The organism is Pseudomonas sp. Irchel 3F6, assembly GCF_900187595.1.
In the GTDB taxonomy this organism is placed as follows: Bacteria; Pseudomonadota; Gammaproteobacteria; order Pseudomonadales; family Pseudomonadaceae; genus Aquipseudomonas; species Aquipseudomonas siliginis.
The window spans coordinates 16612-33247 of sequence record NZ_FYDP01000003.1 but is presented as its reverse complement, the minus strand read 5'-3'; the positions used below and the strand labels follow the sequence as shown (position 1 = coordinate 33247).

The following is a 16636-nucleotide window of genomic DNA, read 5'->3' as shown; positions in this document are numbered from 1 at the left end:
AGGAGTTATCCATGACCCAGCTGCGCCGCGTCGCGATCATCGGCGGTAACCGCATCCCTTTCGCCCGCTCCAACGGGCCGTACGCCACGGCCAGCAATCAGGCGATGCTCACCGCCGCGCTGGAAGGCCTGATCGAGCGCTACAACCTGCACGGCCAGCGCATCGGCGAGGTGGTGGCAGGCGCGGTGCTTAAATTGTCACGGGATATGAACCTGACCCGCGAATGCGTGCTCGGCTCGCGCTTGTCTCCGACGACACCGGCCTATGACATCCAGCAAGCCTGCGGCACCGGTCTGGAGGCGGCGTTGCTGGTGGCGAACAAGATCGCCCTCGGCCAGATCGACTGCGGCATTGCCGGCGGCGTCGACACCACCTCCGACGCGCCGATCAGCGTCAGCGAAGGCCTGCGCAGGATTCTTCTGCAGGCCAACCGCGCCAAGAGTACCGGCGACAAACTGAAAACCCTTTTGCGGTTGCGCCCCCAGCACCTGATCCCCGAATTCCCGCGCAACGGCGAGCCACGCACTGGCCTGTCGATGGGCGAGCACTGCGAACTGATGGCGCAGACCTGGAATATCCCCCGCGAAGAACAAGATCAACTGGCCCTCGAAAGCCACCACAAACTCGCCGCTTCCTACAGCGAAGGCTGGCACAACGATCTGATGACGCCATTCCTCGGCCTGACCCGCGACAACAATCTGCGCCCGGACCTGACCCTGGAAAAACTCGCCGCGCTGAAACCGGCCTTCGAGAAAAGCGCCAAGGGCACGCTGACGGCGGGCAATTCCACGCCGCTCACCGATGGCGCTTCGGTGGTGTTGCTCGGCAGTGAAGAATGGGCCAAAGAGCGCGGTCTGCCGATTCTTGCCTACTTGCGCGACGGTGAAGCGGCGGCGGTGGATTTCGTCAACGGTGCCGAGGGCCTGCTGATGGCGCCGGTGTACGCCGTGCCACGCTTGCTGGCGCGCAACGGCCTGACCTTGCAGGATTTTGATTACTACGAAATTCACGAAGCCTTCGCCGCGCAGGTCTTGTGCACGCTCAAGGCCTGGGAAGATCCCGAATATTGCCAAACCCGCCTGGGTCTCGAGGCACCGCTGGGTTCGATTGATCGCGGTCGGCTCAATGTGAAGGGCAGTTCGCTGGCGGCGGGGCATCCGTTTGCCGCGACGGGCGGGCGCATTGTCGCGAATCTGGCCAAGCTGCTGGATGCGGCGGGTAAGGGGCGAGGGTTGATTTCGATCTGTGCGGCGGGCGGGCAGGGTGTCACCGCGATCATTGAACGCTGAAAAAGCCCCTCACCCTAACCCTCTCCCAAAGGGAGAGGGGACTGATCGGGGGATGCTTGAAATCGACGCCGACCTGAGCGCCCTTCACCGAATCCAGAGATGCGATTCAAACCATAAGCGCTGCGGTCTCTCAGGTCGATGTATTACGGGAGACACCTCGGTCGGCCCCCTCTCCCTCTGGGAGAGGGCTGGGGTGAGGGCAACTGAAGTTCACCGACCATGTCAGATTCTGTCGCAAATGCCCTTGCCGACCGATACCAATCAATGCCACGGTCTCGGCTATGATTTGCCCGGGTCGCTGCGATTGATCCGGCACAGTGTGTGCATCCTCAAGGTTCACAGGTCGGCAACCCCTCCCCGTCGGGCGAGGATTGCCGTATAACGAGTGACATTCGCGTGTTTGGTAATAAAGGACCCACAATAAAAGCTGATGAAGACTCCAAAACGCATTGAACCCCTGATCGAGGACGGTCTGGTCGACGAAGTGCTGCGTCCACTGATGAGTGGCAAAGAGGCAGCTGTTTATGTAGTGCGCTGCGGCAATCAGTTACGTTGCGCCAAGGTCTACAAGGAGGCGAATAAACGCAGTTTCCGCCAGGCGGCCGAGTATCAGGAAGGCCGCAAGGTTCGTAACAGTCGTCAGGCGCGGGCCATGGCGAAGGGGTCCAAGTTCGGTCGCAAAGAGACCGAAGACGCCTGGCAGAACGCCGAAGTGGCGGCGCTGTTCCGTTTGGCCGGCGCCGGTGTGCGAGTGCCCAAACCCTATGACTTCCTCGACGGCGTGCTGTTGATGGAGCTGGTGGCCGACGAATTCGGCGACGCCGCGCCGCGTCTGAACGATGTGGTGCTGGAGCCGGATCAGGCGCGCGAGTATCACGCCTTCCTGATTTCGCAGATCGTGCTGATGTTGTGTACCGGTCTGGTGCACGGTGACCTCTCCGAGTTCAACGTGCTGCTGACCCCGACCGGTCCGGTGATTATTGACCTGCCCCAGGCAGTCGACGCAGCGGGCAACAACCACGCGTTCAGCATGCTCGAGCGTGACGTTGGCAACATGGCTTCGTACTTCGGCCGTTTCGCGCCGGAATTGAAGAAGACCAAGTACGCCAAGGAAATGTGGGCGTTGTACGAAGCCGGCACCTTGCACCCGAACAGTGTGCTGACCGGCGAGTTCGACGATCCGGAGGACCTGGCGGATGTCGGCGGGGTGCTGCGCGAAATCGAAGCGGCGCGCCTCGACGAGGAACGCAAGCAGGCCATTCGCGCGGCGGACGACGCGCCGAAAGGCAAACCCGAAGAACCGCCTCCACCGCCGTGGATGCAGTGATCGCGTGATGAAAAACCCGGCTTCGGCCGGGTTTTTTGTTTGAGTCAAAAAGCACCCTCACCCCAGCCCTCTCCCGGAGGGAGAGGGGGCCGACCGAGGTGTCTTTAGCCATACATCGACCTGAAAAAACCGAGTCGATCATGGATTCAACGGAAAACGTTCAGGTCGGTGTATTTCCCAAATATCCCCCAATCGGTCCCTCTCCCGGAGGGAGAGGGGGCCGACCGAGGTGTCTTTAGCCATACATCGACCTGAAAAAACCGAGTCGATTATGGATTCAAAGAAAAACGTTCAGGTCGGTGTATCTCCCAAATATCCCCCAATCGGTCCCCTCTCCCTTTGGGAGAGGGCTAGGGTGAGGGGGCTTTCGGATCCTGGCTTATTCGCGTCTACTGTCCAGCGCTCCAACCACACTCAAGGACTGAATGTGACCACCCCACGCAACACCCACCTGATCGTAACCGCCCGGCTGATCTCCGATTTCGGCGCCTTCCTCAACATGGTCGCGCTGGCCACCTACGTTTATCTGTTAAGCAACAGCGCCATGAGCGTCGGCGTTTTCCTTGCCAGCCGCGTCGGTGGCGGAATTTTCGCCAGCCTGATCGGCACGCGCTTCTACCGGCGCTGGCAGGGCCGCGCGCCGCTGATTGCTTTTGATCTGTTGCGTGCGGCGCTGCTGGGGCTGCTGTTGATCACTCCGGCGAGTCAGCAGGCGTGGCTGTTACCGTTGATTGCCTTCGGCCTCGGCCTGGGCAATTCGATGTTCGCCATCGGCCTCAACAGCCAGTTGCCGCGTTTGATCGCGCCGGCGCAGCTGCTCAAGGCCAATGCCTGGATCACCTCAGCCTCTTCAGCCGCCATGGTCGGCGGCAGTCTGGTGTCGGGGTTGCTGGTGGCTGCTTTCGGTTTTGAAACGGTCTTCGCCCTCAACGCGCTGACCTATTTGCTTGCGGCGCTGCTGATCGTGCCGCTGCGTTTCGAAAAAACCGATGTCAGCGAACAGCCGGAGCGCGGTGAATGGTTTGCGCTGCGGCAGGGCCTGCGTTCGGCGCCTGTGGTCGCGGCCATGCTCGCGGTGACCATGGCCGACACCTTGGGCAGTGCCGCGCATAACGTCGGCTTCCCGATCATTTCCAAACTGCTCACGCCGGAGGCGGCGAGTACGACCTTGGGCCTGGCGCTTGCGGTATGGGCCAGCGGCAAACTGCTCGGCGCACGCATCGCCAGTCACCTCAAGGGCTCGGAGAACAGCCACCTCGAAAGAAGATTTTTCTTCGGCGTGGCGCTGATGTCATGCGGTTTCATTCTGATGTTCCAGCAGCACGGCCTCTACGGTCTGCTGCTGTTCGCCTTGCCGGCCGGGCTTGGCGACGGGGTCTCCGAAGTCAGCCTGATGTCACGTTTGCAACGGGAACCTGCGGCGTTGCGCCTGCCGATTTTCAGCGTGCTGACCTTGCTGCAGATGAGCGGTTTCGGCATCGGCATGCTGGTCGCTGCGCCGTTCTATGCGTGGTGGACGCCGGGGGCCGTGGTCATGCTGTTCCACGGCATTCCCCTCGGTACGTTGTGCGTGGTGACGCTGTCGCTGATCAGGCGCGGGCGGGTTGCGCGCAGCAGCCCGACGCCAGTTCCTTGAGAATCGGGCAGTCCGGGCGATGGTCGCCGCTGCAATGCTCGACCAGATCCTGCAGGGTGTCACGCAACTCGCCGAGCTCGCGGATCTTCTGGTTCAGCTCGTCGATGTGCTGGCGCGCCAGTGCTTTCACATCGGCGCTGGCACGCTGGCGATCCTGCCAGAGGGTCAGCAGCTTGCCGACCTCTTCCAGGGAAAAGCCCAGATCCCGCGAGCGCTTGATGAACGCCAGCGTGTGCAGGTCATCGCTGCCGTACACGCGGTAACCGCTGTCGGTGCGATTGGCCGCTTTGAGCAGGCCGATCGATTCGTAATAACGGATCATTTTTGCACTCAGGCCACTTTGTCGGGCCGCTTGGCCGATGTTCATCGGTGTTCCTCCAGGTCCTTGGGTTTCCAGGTTTTCAACAGTAGCGCATTGCTCACCACGCTGACGCTCGACAGCGCCATCGCCGCGCCAGCCAGCACCGGATTGAGGAAGCCGAACACCGCCAGCGGAATGCCGATCAGGTTGTAGACAAAGGCCCAGAACAGGTTCTGGCGAATCTTCGCATAGGTCTTGCGACTGATCTCCAGCGCTGCCGGCACCAGTCGCGGATCGCCGCGCATCAACGTGATGCCGGCCGCGTGCATGGCAACGTCGGTGCCGCCGCCCATGGCGATGCCGATGTCTGCGGCGGCGAGGGCCGGGGCATCGTTGATACCATCGCCGACCATGGCAACCACGCCGGTTTTCTTCAGCTCGGCCACCGTCGCGGCTTTGTCGGCAGGCAGCACTTCGGCGTGAACATTGCGGATGCCCAAGGCCTCGGCCACCACCCGTGCGCTGCCGCGATTGTCGCCGGTCAGCAGGTGGCTCTGGATATCCCGCGCGGCGAGTTGTTGCACCGCTTGCAGTGCGCCGGGTTTCAGCGTGTCACCGAAGGCGAACAGACCCAGTACCTTCGGCTCAGGACTTTGTTCGATCAGCCACGACAGTGTCCGACCTTCGCGTTCCCACGCTTCGGCGGATGTGCTCAATTCACCGGCATTCAAGGCGCTTTCGTCGAGCATCCGCCGGTTGCCCAGCGCCAGGCGCCGGCCATCCAGCGTGCCAGCGATGCCGCGCCCGGTCAGCGACTGGCTGTCGCTGACGTCGGGCACGTTCAAGCCGCGTTCGGCGGCTGCATCCAGCACGGCTTTGGCCAACGGATGCTCGCTGCCGCGCTGCAAGGCACCGGCCAGTGTCAGCAGATTGTTTTCGTCACCATCGACCGCGCTGAAGTGCGCGATACGCGGCGTACCCGAGGTCAGCGTGCCGGTCTTGTCGAACACCACACTGCTGACTTCATGGGCGCGCTCCAGTGCTTCGGCGTCCTTGATCAGAATGCCGTGGCGTGCGGCGACGCCGGTGCCGGCCATGATCGCCGTCGGGGTGGCGAGGCCGAGGGCGCACGGGCAGGCAATCACCAGCACGGCGACGGCATTGATCACCGCGGTTTCCAGCGGTGCGCCGTACAGCCACCAGCCGACCAGCGTAGCCAGGGCGATCAGCAACACGGTCGGCACGAAGATCTGGCTGACCTTGTCCACCAATTTCTGGATCGGCGCTTTCGCCGCTTGCGCGTCTTCGACCAGACGAATGATCCGCGCCAGCACGGTTTCCGCGCCGAGCGCCTGGGTGCGCACCAGCAAACGACCTTCGCCATTGATCGCGCCGCCGGTGACCTTGTCGCCCGGCTGTTTCGGCACTGGCAGGCTTTCGCCACTGATCAGCGCTTCGTCGGCGTGGCTCTGGCCTTCAACGACTTCGCCATCCACCGGGAAGCGTTCGCCGGGTTTGACCAGTACCAGATCGTCGAGGCGCAGGGCGCTGATCGCGACGTCTTGCTCACGCCCGTCGATGACTTGAATCGCGCGCTCCGGCCGCAACGCTTCGAGGGCGCGGATGGCGCTGGCGGTCTGGCGTTTGGCGCGGCTCTCGAGATATTTGCCGAGCAATACCAGGGCAATGACCACGGCCGAGGCTTCGAAATACAGATGCGGCATGCGTCCGGCGGCGCTGGCCCATTCATAGACGCTCAGGCCATAACCGGCGCTGGTGCCGAGGGCGACGAGCAGGTCCATGTTGCCGGCGCCGGCGCGCACGGCTTTCCACGCCGCAACATAAAAGCGTGCGCCGAAGATGAATTGCACGGGGGTGGCGAGGGCGAATTGCGCCCAGGCCGGGAGCATCCAGTGAATGCCGAACGGCTGCAGCAACATTGGCAACACCAGTGGCAGAGCGAGGGCGATCGCGCAGATCAATGCCCAGCGCTCGCGATGCAGGCGTTTTTGCTGGTCATCGGACTGTGGCCGTTCAGCTTGCCAGACGCTGGCCGAGTAACCGGCCTTGCTCACCGCGTCGAGCAGGGTTTGCGTATCGACCTGGCCGAGCAATTCGAGGTGCGCACGTTCATTGGCCAGATTGACGCTGACGCTGCTCACGCTTGGGACTTTGCTCAGGGCGCGTTCGACGCGACCGACGCAGGAGGCGCAGGTCATGCCGTCGATGCTCAATTCGACGGTTTGCCGGGGCACGCTGTAACCGGCGCGCTCCACGGCTTGCATCAGCGCCGGCAGGCTGTCGCCGGGCGCCTGTACCCGCGCCTGTTCGGTGGCGAGGTTGACGCTGACGGCTCTGGCGCCGCTGACCTTGCGCAGGGCTCGCTCGACACGCCCGGCGCAGCTGGCACAGGTCATGCCGGCAATCGGCAGATCGAAAGTGGTGGATTCGGACATCGGTCGCGCTCCCTGTAGTGGATGACTACAGGATCAACCTTGCCATGCGGGCAAGGTCAAGCACCATTCTTGTGGGAGCGAGCCTGCTCGCGAATGCGGTGCATCATTCAGCAATCATGTTGGCTGACCCGGCGCTTTCGCGAGCAGGCTCGCTCCCACAGGTCGAGGCGGTTGCTCAATAACCCAGGCCTGCAGGTTTCAGGTACACGCCTTCGGCATTCATCGCCAGGCGGAACTTCAGCACATCCCCGGCGTGCAGCACGACTTCCTGCGAACCCGGTGCGAGCATGCCGGGGTTGCAACCCGGCGCCTGTCCCGGCAGCAGTTTCAAGCGCAGCGAAACCTTGCCCGGCGGCAGGTTGAACGACGTGCTCTGCTCCTGGAACAGGCGCGCCGAGAGCTGGTCCTGGATGTACACGCCGATTTCGCACGAGGTCGCCACTTCGAGGCGCTCGCGGGAAATGATCAGTACCGCGTAATCCTCGCCGGCGGCTTGCACCTGCGGGACGGCGGCGAAAAGGCTGAGCAAGCCAAACAGGCCCAAAGCTGACCAGCGCATGGCTGAATCTCCTGAATTCCAGTCATTGATGCATGCAGCTTGGCCGAGCGCGGCGCCGAATGCCAGCCCGGCAGTTTTTCGCAGAACTTGACCTTGCCATCGTGGCAAGCTCGAGACTGCCGGCAACCTCACTCAAAGGAGTCTTCCCATGCAAGTGTTCAACGTTCAAGGCATGTCCTGCGGTCATTGCGTCAAAGCCATCACCACTGCGGTGCAGGCGCTGGATCCGGCAGCCAGCGTGCGCGTCGATCTGGCGGCCAGGGAAGTCGGCGTCGAGAGCGCGCTGAGTGTCGATCAGGTCATCGCAGCGATTCGCGAAGAGGGTTATGAGGTGAAGCTCGTCTGAAATTGATCGTTAGCGAGCTATCGGAATGTTCAAGGCGTCCGGGCGCGGCTAGACTGTCGGGCTGCGACTTGCCCACCTGGATGCCTGATGAATTTCCGCACGATTTTGATACTCGGCGCCTTGAGCGCCTTCGGTCCTTTGGCGATCGACTTCTATTTACCTGCCTTCCCGGCCATGGCGCTGGCCTTCGGCACCGATGAGCAGCATGTCCAGCTGACGCTGGCGGCGTACTTCCTTGGTCTGTCTCTGGGCCAACTGGCGTACGGGCCGATTTCCGATCGTTTCGGCCGGCGACTTCCGCTGCTCAGCGGTGTCGCCCTGTTTACCCTGGCGTCATTGGCCTGCGCCTACGCGCCGAGCCTGGAATGGCTGATCGGCGCGCGTTTCGTCCAGGCACTCGGTGGTTGTGCGGGCATGGTGATTTCCCGTGCGGTGGTCGCCGACAAGTGCGACGCGGTGGGCTCGGCGAAGGTGTTTTCCCAGTTGATGCTGGTGATGGGCCTGGCACCGATTCTGGCGCCGATGCTCGGTGGGCTGCTGGTCAACACCACGGGTTGGCAGTCGATCTTTCTGGTCCTCACCGGGTTCAGTGCGGCGGCGGGTCTGGCGGTGGCGTTGGGGCTGCCGGAAAGCATGCCGGCCCACGTGCCGCGCCAGCCGTTGTCCGGTGCGTTGCGCCAGTACGCGCGACTGGTCAAGGACTCGGTCTACCTCGGCCACGCCCTGACCGGCGGCATCGCGATCGCCGGCATGTTCGCCTACATCGCTGGCTCACCGTTTGTGTTCATCAAGCTCTACGGTGTACCCGCCGAGCATTTTGGCTGGCTGTTCGGCACCAACGCGGCGGGGTTCATTCTGGTGGCGCAGGTCAATGCGCGTCTGCTGGCCAAGCGTGGCCCGGCGTTCTTGCTGGTGCGCGCGGTGTGGGTGTATTTCCTCGCCGGGCTGACGCTGCTGGCGGTCGGCGCGATGCGTCCAGAGGCGTTGTGGCCGTTGCTGATTCCGCTGTTCATCTGCATTGCCAGCCTCGGCTGCATCATTCCCAACGCCTCAGCTTGCGCAATGAACGGTCAGGGCGCCCGTGCCGGCAGTGCATCGGCAATGCTCGGTTGCCTGCAATTCAGCATCGCCGCCGGTGCCGCCGCGTTGGTGGGGGTGTTGCACGATGGCAGCGCCGTGCCGATGGCGATGGTCATCAGCCTGTGCGGTTTGCTGGTGGTGAGCGTCGCGCTGCTCACCCGGCGCTTGCAGAATGCCCGGGCGTTGGCGCAAGCCCAGGTTTGACGCTCTGCCTGGAAAGCTCAGCCGGCGGCGCGCTGCTGGCTGGGTTCGGGGATTCGGTGGGGCGCGCAGAGTCGCGCTTCGAGGGTGCGAGTGAAGGCCAGAGCCTCGGCTTCACTGCGAAAGGTTACGACGTGCTGGTCCAGGCGCACCTGCCATTGAGACTTTGCCACTTCTTTTATCAGGATCTTCATTGCTGACCTCCCTTGCGTAAAAGATGTATCGCAGAGGCTTCGATTGTAGACCTCGATACCCGCGTAATTGTGACAAGGGTCAAGCAACCGACTGACGGCAAAAAGCCCCGCAACCGCTCTGGCATCACGAGCGGTTGCGAGGCTTTATTTTTTTAGAAACCTTCTAAAACAATTTTCCCCTTGGCCTTGCCGCTTTCCAGCAGCTCATGGGCGCGTCGCAGGTTGGCTGCGTTGATCACACCGAAGTGCTCGCCCAAAGTTGTCTTCAAAGTGCCGGCGTCGATCAGTTCGGCGACGCGGTTGAGCAGCTTGTGCTGTTCGATCATGTCCGGCGTTTCGAACAGCGAGCGGGTGTACATGAACTCCCAGTGCAGCGACAGGCTCTTGCGCTTGAGCAGGCTGATGTCGAGGGACTTCGGATCGTCGATCAGCGCCAGCTTGCCTTGCGGCGCGAGGGCTTCGACCAGTTGCGGCAGATGCTGATCGGTCTGGGTCAGGCTGGCGACGTGGGTCACGCTGTCGATGCCGGCGCGCTTCAATTCTTCGCTCAGTGGCTGGCTGTGATCGATGACCAGATCGGCACCGAGTTCGCTGACCCAGTCACGGGTCTGTGGGCGGGAAGCGGTGCCGATCACTTTCAGGCCGGTCAACTGCTTGGCCAATTGGGTAAGGATCGAGCCCACTCCGCCCGCCGCGCCAACGATCAGCAGGCTCTGACCCTCATCATTGCTGCCTTCGCTGATTTGCAGGCGCTCGAAGAGCAATTCCCACGCAGTGATCGCGGTCAGCGGCAGCGCGGCGGCTTCGGCAAAACCGAGGGACTTGGGCATGTGGCCGACGATGCGCTCATCGACCACGTGCAACTCGCTGTTGCCACCGGCCCGGGCGATCGAACCGGCGTAGAACACCTTGTCGCCCGCCTTGAACAGGGTGACTTCGCTGCCGACCGCCTTGACCACACCGGCAACGTCCCAGCCCAGCACTTTCGCCGCGCCGTTTTCCGGCGCCATGTTCTGCCGCACTTTGGTATCGACCGGGTTGACCGAAATGGCTTTGACCTCCACCAAGAGGTCGCGCGGGCCGGCGACCGGCTCTGGCAGTTCAATGTCCTGCAGGGACTTGGCGTCGCTGATCGGCAGGGAAGCGTAATAGGCAATGGCTTTCATAAATGGCTCCGTACAGTTGATAGAAGAAGGATTCAGGCAATCTTGCCGAGGCGTTTGAGCTGGAAGTGTTCGATGGTGTGGCCGGCGCTGGCCTGAAACTTCTGAAAATGCGCGCTGGCGTTGTGCGCCTCAAGAATCTCGTCACTGGCCCACTGTTCGATGACATAAAAAACCTGCGGATCGGCAAGGTCGCGGTGCAGGTCGTACTGGCCACAACCGGGCTCGGCGCGGCTCGGTTCGACGAGGGCACGCAGGGCCTGTTCGAGAACGTCCTGCTGGCCGGATTTGGCGGTCAGGGTGGCGATAGCGGTAAAGGGCTGGGACATGCGCGGACTCCAGAATCGGGGTGAATTCGATGGAGGTCATCATTGGCTATTTCTCTGCGCGATAAAACCGGCTAAAAGAGCAGTCTCTTTCAATATTCTTTTGATAATCGAGGCTGCGCATGTTGCGTTTTGATGACTTGCAGTTGTTTGTTCGCGCGGCGGATCTGGGCAGCCTGTCGGCGGCGGCACGGGTGATGGACATGTCCGCGGCGGTGGCCAGCGCGGCGTTGAAGCGCATCGAGCAGCAACTCGGTGCGCGGCTGCTGGCGCGTTCGACCCGCAGCCTGCGCCTCACCGCCGAGGGCGAAGGCTTCCTTGAGTATGCCCGCGCCGCCCTGAGCAATCTCGACGAAGGGCGTCGCCTGCTCGCCAGCGGTCAGGATCAGGTCAGCGGGATTTTGCAGCTTTCGGCGCCCTCGGACTTCGGTCGCAATCTGCTGCTGCCGTGGCTCGACGCGTTCCAGCGTGAACACCCGAAGCTGACGGTGCGCCTGCTGCTTGGCGACCGCATCGCCGACCTGTTCCGGCAACCGGTGGACATCGCCCTGCGCTACGGCGAGCCGGAGGATTCCAGCCTGATCGCCTTGCCCATCGCCCCACACAATCGCCGGGTTTTGTGCGCATCCCCCGATTACCTGGCCCGGCAGGGCGAGCCGCGCCATCTCGAGCAATTGGCCCAGCACAATTGCCTGCTCTACATGCTCGGCAGCCGCGTTCATGACCACTGGAGTTTTCACGATGGCAAGCGCGAAGTCGGCCTGACCGTCAGCGGCGATCGCTTCAGCGATGACGCCGACGTCGTGCGGCTGTGGGCGTTGGCCGGTGCCGGTATTGCCTACAAATCCTGGCTCGACGTCGGCGCCGATGTGCTCGCCGGACGCCTCAAAGTGCTGATGCCGGAACTGCTCTGTGAGCGCGCACCGCTGAATCTGTTGTGCGCCCATCGCGCACAGTTGAGTAAGCCGGTGAACCTTCTGAGAGAGATGCTCGCCAGCCGATGCGCCGAATTGAGTAGCCAATTTCCCGGTTTCCTCAAAGTTGATCATTAGTCGCAGGCAATTAGAGAAATTTCTGTCAGGAACAATCGCCACCTGCCCAGGCCCAGGCGCAGGACGTCTGGCTTAACCCGCTTATACTAGCGCCCGCCTCATGCCTGCACTGACACCCGGCGCGCAGACCCCGTAACGCGTTGCCGGCTTTTGGTGACGGTTGCTACTTCTGCTGCCAGGTTGTGTGCCGGAGCAGCTGGTGTCGGTGGCATCCCTTGCCACCGATCCCGGGCGATTTTCGCGTGTTGGCCGATGCCCCATAACCGGCCAGGATGTCTCCGAGCGGTAGACGATACGATTCAACAGGGAGTGAACATATGGAACATGCACCGTGCATCAGCCAGATCGCGACATTGCTGGCCGACCCCAAGCGCAGCGCGATGATGTGGGCGTTGATGGATGGCTCGGCGCGGCAAGCCGAAGAGCTGGCGCTGCTGGCCGGGCTCTCGCCGTCGTCGGCCAGTGCGCATCTGGGACGCCTGTCCGCAGGGGGGCTGTTGAACATTGAAATGCGTGGGCGAAAACGCTTCTTTCGCCTGGCGGCACCGGAAATCGGCGCGGCGATCGAAGCACTGGCCAGCGCCACCATTGCCAGCGCGCCACGGCAAATCCCTGATGCGCTGAAACGCACGACTCCCATGGTCAGGCCGCAGGCGGCGCCGTCTTCGCTGTTGCGCGCGCGGTTCTGCGACGATCATCTGGGCGGCACCCTGGCGGCCGACCTGTATCAGCGCCTGCTCGACGCCGGCTGGATCGAACAGCTTGAGCAGCGGGTGGTGGTGACGCACAAGGGCTCCACCCGACTGGCGCAGCGCGGAGTGTTCATCCAGGCCCTGGCCCACCGCAACGTGCAGGTCGCCTGCGCCTGCCCGGACTGGAGCGAGCGCCGTCCGCACATGGGCGGCTCACTGGGCGCGGCCCTGTTGCAGTTGTTCATGCAGTCCGGCTGGCTGACCTTGCCCAACGATTCCCGCGCCTTGCAGTTGACCGCCACCGGCCAGCGCGAAATCCATCGCTTTGCCAAGGAAACAGAGCTGGAAACAGCGTTCTAGAGCGTTGCTCGGCGATGAGCTGAAGGCTGACGTCGTCCACGGCTGTGAACAGGTCGCATCCAGTACGACCTCTGTATGACCATCGCGCACACTCGATCCGGGGATTTTCCGGATGGGGGAGCACAACATGAATACACAACGCTTTAGTGCGGCTGAACGCCTGGAACGGCTGCCGCTCAGCGGCTATCACCGCGTCATTTTCATCATCATCGCCTTGGCGTTTTTCTTCGATTCCATGGATCTGGCGATGATGACTTTCCTGCTCGGCTCGATCAAAGCCGAGTTCGGCCTGAGCAGTGCACAGGCAGGGTTGCTGGCCAGCTCAAGCTTTTTCGGCATGGTGCTCGGGGCGTCGTTGTCAGGGATGCTCGCCGACCGCTTCGGGCGCAAACCGGTGTTTCAGTGGAGCATCGTGTTGTGGGGCGTGGCCAGTTACCTGTGTTCGACGGCGCAGACGGTGGAGACGCTGACGCTGTTTCGCATCCTGCTCGGAATTGGCATGGGCATGGAGTTTCCCATCGCACAGTCGATGCTCTCGGAGCTGATTCCGGCACAACGACGCGGGCGCTACATCGCCCTGATGGACGGCTTCTGGCCGCTGGGGTTTGTCGCAGCGGGCGTGCTCTCGTACTTCCTGCTGCCGCTGATTGGCTGGCGCGATATCTTCCTGGTACTGGCGGTGCCGGCGGTGTTCGTTCTGGCGATCCGCTTTTTCATCCCTGAGTCGCCGCGCTGGCTGGAACAGGCCGGGCGCGACGTCGACGCGGACAAGGTGTTGAACGGTATCGAAGCGCGAGTGCGTGCTTCGCTCTGCGGTGCAGCCTTGCCGGAACCGGTTCGTTTGCCACGCACGGTGACGCCACCGGGTAATTTCTTCTCGGCACTCAAGCAGATCTGGTCGCCGCAATATCGCCAGCGTACAACGATGATCTGGAGTCTGTGGTTCTTCGCATTGCTGGGTTTCTACGGGCTGACTTCCTGGCTCAGTGCATTGCTGCAGCAGTCGGGTTTCGCCGTGACGCAGTCGGTGTACTACACGGTGCTGATCTCGCTCGGCGGGATTCCCGGCTTCCTCATGGCGGCGTGGCTGGTCGAGCGTTGGGGGCGCAAACCGGTGTGCATCGTCACCCTGCTGGGCGGCGGGGTGATGGCGTTTCTGTATGGGCAGAGTGCGGTGTTCGGCGGCAACGTGGCGCTGCTGATCGGCACTGGGCTGTTGATGCAGTTTTTCCTGTTCGGCATGTGGGCGGTGCTCTACACCTACACGCCGGAGCTGTACCCGACGTCCGCACGGGCAACCGGCTCGGGATTCGCCTCGGCCATCGGCCGCGTCGGCTCTCTGCTCGGGCCATTGGTGACCGGGCTGGTGTTCCCGATTACCGGGCAGGGCGGGGTGTTCGCGCTGGGCGCGGCGTGCTTCGCGATCGCGGCGGGCGTGGTGTGGTTGTTCGGGATGGAGACGCGGGGCAAGACCCTGGAAGAGCTTACCGAGTGAACATCGATATGAATGTGGGAGCGAGCCTGCTCGCGAAAGCGGTGTGTCATTCAACGTAAATGTTGACTGACTCTCCCTCTTCGCGAGCAGGCTCGCTCCCACATTGGTTTTGCGGTGTTGCTTACGGTTTTACCAACCGCGCATCCAGGCTGTTCTGCGCCAGGCGCTTGGCCTGATCCTGGGTCATGCCCAGATGCTCGTGCAGCGCATGGAAGTTCTCGGTCACGTACCCACCGAAATACGCCGGGTCATCGGAGTTGACCGTGACCTTAACGCCGCGCTCGAGCATGTCGAGGATGTTGTGCTGTGACATGTGATCGAACACGCAGAGCTTGGTGTTCGACAGCGGGCACACAGTCAGCGGGATCTGCTCGTCGATGATCCGCTGCATCAGGCGCTCGTCTTCGATGGCGCGCACGCCATGGTCGATGCGCTGGATTTTCAGCAGGTCGATGGCTTCCCAGATGTACTCCGGCGGGCCTTCTTCACCGGCGTGGGCGACGGTGAGGAAGCCTTCGTCGCGGGCGCGATCGAAGACGCGTTTGAATTTGCTCGGCGGGTGGCCCATCTCGGAACTGTCGAGCCCGACCGCGACAAACGCATCACGGAACGGCAGCGCCTGATCGAGGGTTTTCTGTGCTTCGTCTTCGCTGAGGTGGCGCAGGAAGCTGAGGATCAAACCGCTGCTGATGCCCAGTTGCGTCTCGCCATCCTTGAGTGCGGCGGCGATGCCGTTGAGCACCACTTCGAACGGGATGCCCCGGTCGGTGTGGGTCTGCGGATCGAAGAACGGTTCGGTGTGGATCACGTTCTGCGCTTTGCAGCGCAGCAGGTAGGCCCAGGTCAGGTCGTAGAAATCCTGCGAGGTGCGCAGCACATCGGCGCCCTGGTAATACAGGTCGAGAAATTCCTGCAGATTGTTGAAGGCGTAGGCCTTGCGCAGGGTTTCGACGTCGCTCCACGGCAGGGCGATCTTGTTGCGTTCGGCCAGGGCGAACAGCAGTTCAGGCTCCAGCGAACCTTCCAGATGCAGGTGCAGTTCGGCTTTGGGCAGGGCGTTGAGCCAGTCGTACATAGTCTTTTCTCATCAGGTGCAATGCCGGCATTCTACAGAGGCTGGCCGCAACAATTGGCAAAACCTGACCAGGTGATCGATCAAACCGCCTCTTGCTCGCGACGATAGGCGTAGGTATCGGCGAAACGCGACAGCAGGAATTGCGCGCAGGTGGTGGTCGGATATTTCGCCGGATGCTGCGCGTCCTGGCAGCCGGGCAGGCATTCGATGCGCGTGTCCGGGTGCGGTTCGGCGAAGAACGGCATCGAATAGCGATCCACGCCCAGCGGGCTGATCACCCGGTGCGGCGTCGAGCGATAACGGTCGTTGCTCCAGCGCGCCATCATGTCGCCGAGGTTGACCACGAACGTGCCGTCAATCGGTGGCGCGTCGATCCATTCACCTTTGACGTTCTTCACCTGCAAACCGCCGGCGCTGTCCTGATAGAGCAGGGTGATGCAGCCGTAATCGGTATGGGCGCCGGCGCCTTGCTGCTCGGCGGAACTGGCGGTGTGACGCGGCGGATAATGGATCATGCGCAACACGCTGACCGGTTCGACAAAACGCGTATCGAAGAAGTCGCGCTCGATGCCCAGCGCAACGGTCATCGCTCGAAGCAGGGTTTGCGCCAGCGCCTGCATGTCGAGGTAATGCTGCTCCATCAGCGTTTCCCAGCCGGGTTGCGCCGGGTGCCGATTGGGGCCGCGCAAGGGTTTTTCCGCGAGCACCTCGGGATGTTCGTCCGGCAGATGCAGGCCCATGTCGAAAGTTTCTTTGAGATCGCTGGGTTTGTCCGGGTCCAGTTGCTCGGTGGCAATCGCACCGTAGCCGCGATGGTGGCGGGTCTGGGTGATGTCGATCTTGAGTTTTTCTGCGGCGGGCAAGGCGAAGAAGCGCTGGGCGTGATCGAGCAGGGCGTCGATGCGTTGCGCCGAGATCGGATGGCCCTTGATGTAGAAAAAGCCCCACTCGCGGCAGGCTTGGTCGATTTGTTCGGCCACCGCAGGCCAGGCGTTTTCGTCGTCGCTATAGAGCGGGCTGATATCAATGATCGGAAGCTGATCCATACACAATCCTTGAATACGCTGTGTTTCCAATGTGGGAG

The 16636-nt window shown here is 62.4% G+C and carries 16 protein-coding genes; 8 read left to right on the top strand and 8 right to left on the bottom strand.

The window, feature by feature from the left end; genetic code table 11:
• Nucleotides 1–11: 11 nt before the first annotated feature.
• The 3 genes from CKW30_RS11900 (at nt 12) to CKW30_RS11890 (ending at nt 4252) form a co-directional block, all read left to right on the top strand.
• The gene (locus CKW30_RS11900) at nt 12–1289 is read left to right on the top strand and encodes an acetyl-CoA C-acetyltransferase (protein WP_095180888.1); all 1278 of its coding nucleotides are present in this window, start codon (nt 12–14) and stop codon (nt 1287–1289) included.
• Nucleotides 1290–1719: 430 nt separating this feature from the next.
• Entirely contained in the window at nt 1720–2616 is an 897-nt protein-coding gene (locus CKW30_RS11895; RefSeq protein WP_016771829.1) for a PA4780 family RIO1-like protein kinase, read from the top strand.
• A gap of 427 nt (nt 2617–3043) precedes the next feature.
• Nucleotides 3044–4252, top strand: a complete 1209-nt coding sequence (locus CKW30_RS11890) for an MFS transporter (RefSeq protein ID WP_095180887.1) — start codon at nt 3044–3046, stop codon at nt 4250–4252.
• Here CKW30_RS11890 and cueR read toward each other — a convergent pair.
• The 3 genes from cueR to CKW30_RS11875 form a co-directional block, all read right to left on the bottom strand.
• Nucleotides 4206–4619, bottom strand: a complete 414-nt coding sequence (gene cueR, locus CKW30_RS11885; RefSeq protein ID WP_016771827.1) for a Cu(I)-responsive transcriptional regulator — start codon at nt 4617–4619, stop codon at nt 4206–4208. The genes CKW30_RS11890 and cueR overlap by 47 nt on opposite strands.
• The gene (gene cueA, locus CKW30_RS11880; RefSeq protein ID WP_095180886.1) at nt 4616–7009 is read right to left on the bottom strand and encodes a copper resistance metal-translocating P1-type ATPase CueA; all 2394 of its coding nucleotides are present in this window, start codon (nt 7007–7009) and stop codon (nt 4616–4618) included. The genes cueR and cueA overlap by 4 nt, the downstream gene beginning before the upstream one ends.
• A 175-nt stretch (nt 7010–7184) precedes the next feature.
• Nucleotides 7185–7568 (bottom strand): hypothetical protein, encoded by a 384-nt coding sequence (locus tag CKW30_RS11875; RefSeq protein WP_024011458.1) that lies wholly within the window; start codon nt 7566–7568, stop codon nt 7185–7187.
• Between the two features lie 148 nt (nt 7569–7716).
• Between CKW30_RS11875 and CKW30_RS11870 the strand changes: the two genes are divergently transcribed.
• Both CKW30_RS11870 and CKW30_RS11865 read left to right on the top strand, forming a co-directional pair.
• Nucleotides 7717–7914, top strand: a complete 198-nt coding sequence (locus CKW30_RS11870) for a cation transporter (protein WP_095180885.1) — start codon at nt 7717–7719, stop codon at nt 7912–7914.
• A gap of 87 nt (nt 7915–8001) precedes the next feature.
• On the top strand, nt 8002–9198 hold the full coding sequence (locus CKW30_RS11865; protein ID WP_016771824.1) for a multidrug effflux MFS transporter: 1197 nt from the start codon (nt 8002–8004) through the stop codon (nt 9196–9198).
• A 17-nt stretch (nt 9199–9215) separates the two neighbouring features.
• Here CKW30_RS11865 and CKW30_RS27325 read toward each other — a convergent pair whose 3' ends face one another.
• The 3 genes from CKW30_RS27325 to CKW30_RS11855 all read right to left on the bottom strand — a co-directional run bounded on the left by CKW30_RS27325 (nt 9216) and on the right by CKW30_RS11855 (nt 10881).
• Complete coding sequence (locus CKW30_RS27325; protein ID WP_016771823.1) at nt 9216–9389, bottom strand: hypothetical protein; 174 nt, start codon at nt 9387–9389, stop codon at nt 9216–9218.
• A 152-nt stretch (nt 9390–9541) separates the two neighbouring features.
• Nucleotides 9542–10555, bottom strand: coding sequence for a zinc-binding alcohol dehydrogenase family protein (locus tag CKW30_RS11860; RefSeq protein WP_095180884.1), 1014 nt, complete (start codon nt 10553–10555; stop codon nt 9542–9544).
• 32 nt (nt 10556–10587) lie between these two features.
• Nucleotides 10588–10881 carry a putative quinol monooxygenase gene (locus tag CKW30_RS11855; protein ID WP_016771821.1) on the bottom strand — a complete coding sequence of 98 codons (294 nt, stop codon included), beginning with the start codon at nt 10879–10881 and terminating at the stop codon, nt 10588–10590.
• Between the two features lie 119 nt (nt 10882–11000).
• On the opposite strand from CKW30_RS11855, the gene CKW30_RS11850 reads away from it, so the two are divergent.
• The 3 genes from CKW30_RS11850 (at nt 11001) to CKW30_RS11840 (ending at nt 14477) form a co-directional block, all read left to right on the top strand.
• Entirely contained in the window at nt 11001–11930 is a 930-nt protein-coding gene (locus tag CKW30_RS11850; protein ID WP_056787769.1) for a LysR family transcriptional regulator, read from the top strand.
• Nucleotides 11931–12247: 317 nt separating this feature from the next.
• The gene (locus tag CKW30_RS11845; RefSeq protein WP_041479646.1) at nt 12248–12982 is read left to right on the top strand and encodes a helix-turn-helix transcriptional regulator; all 735 of its coding nucleotides are present in this window, start codon (nt 12248–12250) and stop codon (nt 12980–12982) included.
• A 127-nt stretch (nt 12983–13109) separates the two neighbouring features.
• Nucleotides 13110–14477: an MFS transporter gene (locus tag CKW30_RS11840; RefSeq protein WP_056787772.1), complete on the top strand. Its 1368-nt coding sequence runs from the start codon at nt 13110–13112 to the stop codon at nt 14475–14477.
• 121 nt (nt 14478–14598) lie between these two features.
• On the opposite strand, the gene CKW30_RS11835 is transcribed toward CKW30_RS11840, so the two are convergent.
• Entirely contained in the window at nt 14599–15552 is a 954-nt protein-coding gene (locus CKW30_RS11835; protein ID WP_024011466.1) for an adenosine deaminase, read from the bottom strand.
• Nucleotides 15553–15632: 80 nt separating this feature from the next.
• Nucleotides 15633–16598 (bottom strand): 2-oxoglutarate and iron-dependent oxygenase domain-containing protein, encoded by a 966-nt coding sequence (locus tag CKW30_RS11830; protein WP_095180883.1) that lies wholly within the window; start codon nt 16596–16598, stop codon nt 15633–15635.
• Between the last annotated feature and the right edge of the window lie 38 nt (nt 16599–16636).

Coding starts and splice junctions, on each gene's coding strand:
- CKW30_RS11900 (WP_095180888.1), top strand. CDS start 12: ATGACCCAGCTGCGCCGCGTCGCGATCATCGGCGGTAACCGCATCCCT.
- CKW30_RS11895 (WP_016771829.1), top strand. CDS start 1,720: ATGAAGACTCCAAAACGCATTGAACCCCTGATCGAGGACGGTCTGGTC.
- cueR (WP_016771827.1), bottom strand. CDS start 4,619: ATGAACATCGGCCAAGCGGCCCGACAAAGTGGCCTGAGTGCAAAAATG.
- cueA (WP_095180886.1), bottom strand. CDS start 7,009: ATGTCCGAATCCACCACTTTCGATCTGCCGATTGCCGGCATGACCTGT.
- CKW30_RS11875 (WP_024011458.1), bottom strand. CDS start 7,568: ATGCGCTGGTCAGCTTTGGGCCTGTTTGGCTTGCTCAGCCTTTTCGCC.
- CKW30_RS11870 (WP_095180885.1), top strand. CDS start 7,717: ATGCAAGTGTTCAACGTTCAAGGCATGTCCTGCGGTCATTGCGTCAAA.
- CKW30_RS11865 (WP_016771824.1), top strand. CDS start 8,002: ATGAATTTCCGCACGATTTTGATACTCGGCGCCTTGAGCGCCTTCGGT.
- CKW30_RS27325 (WP_016771823.1), bottom strand. CDS start 9,389: ATGAAGATCCTGATAAAAGAAGTGGCAAAGTCTCAATGGCAGGTGCGC.
- CKW30_RS11860 (WP_095180884.1), bottom strand. CDS start 10,555: ATGAAAGCCATTGCCTATTACGCTTCCCTGCCGATCAGCGACGCCAAG.
- CKW30_RS11855 (WP_016771821.1), bottom strand. CDS start 10,881: ATGTCCCAGCCCTTTACCGCTATCGCCACCCTGACCGCCAAATCCGGC.
- CKW30_RS11850 (WP_056787769.1), top strand. CDS start 11,001: ATGTTGCGTTTTGATGACTTGCAGTTGTTTGTTCGCGCGGCGGATCTG.
- CKW30_RS11845 (WP_041479646.1), top strand. CDS start 12,248: ATGGAACATGCACCGTGCATCAGCCAGATCGCGACATTGCTGGCCGAC.
- CKW30_RS11840 (WP_056787772.1), top strand. CDS start 13,110: ATGAATACACAACGCTTTAGTGCGGCTGAACGCCTGGAACGGCTGCCG.
- CKW30_RS11835 (WP_024011466.1), bottom strand. CDS start 15,552: ATGTACGACTGGCTCAACGCCCTGCCCAAAGCCGAACTGCACCTGCAT.
- CKW30_RS11830 (WP_095180883.1), bottom strand. CDS start 16,598: ATGGATCAGCTTCCGATCATTGATATCAGCCCGCTCTATAGCGACGAC.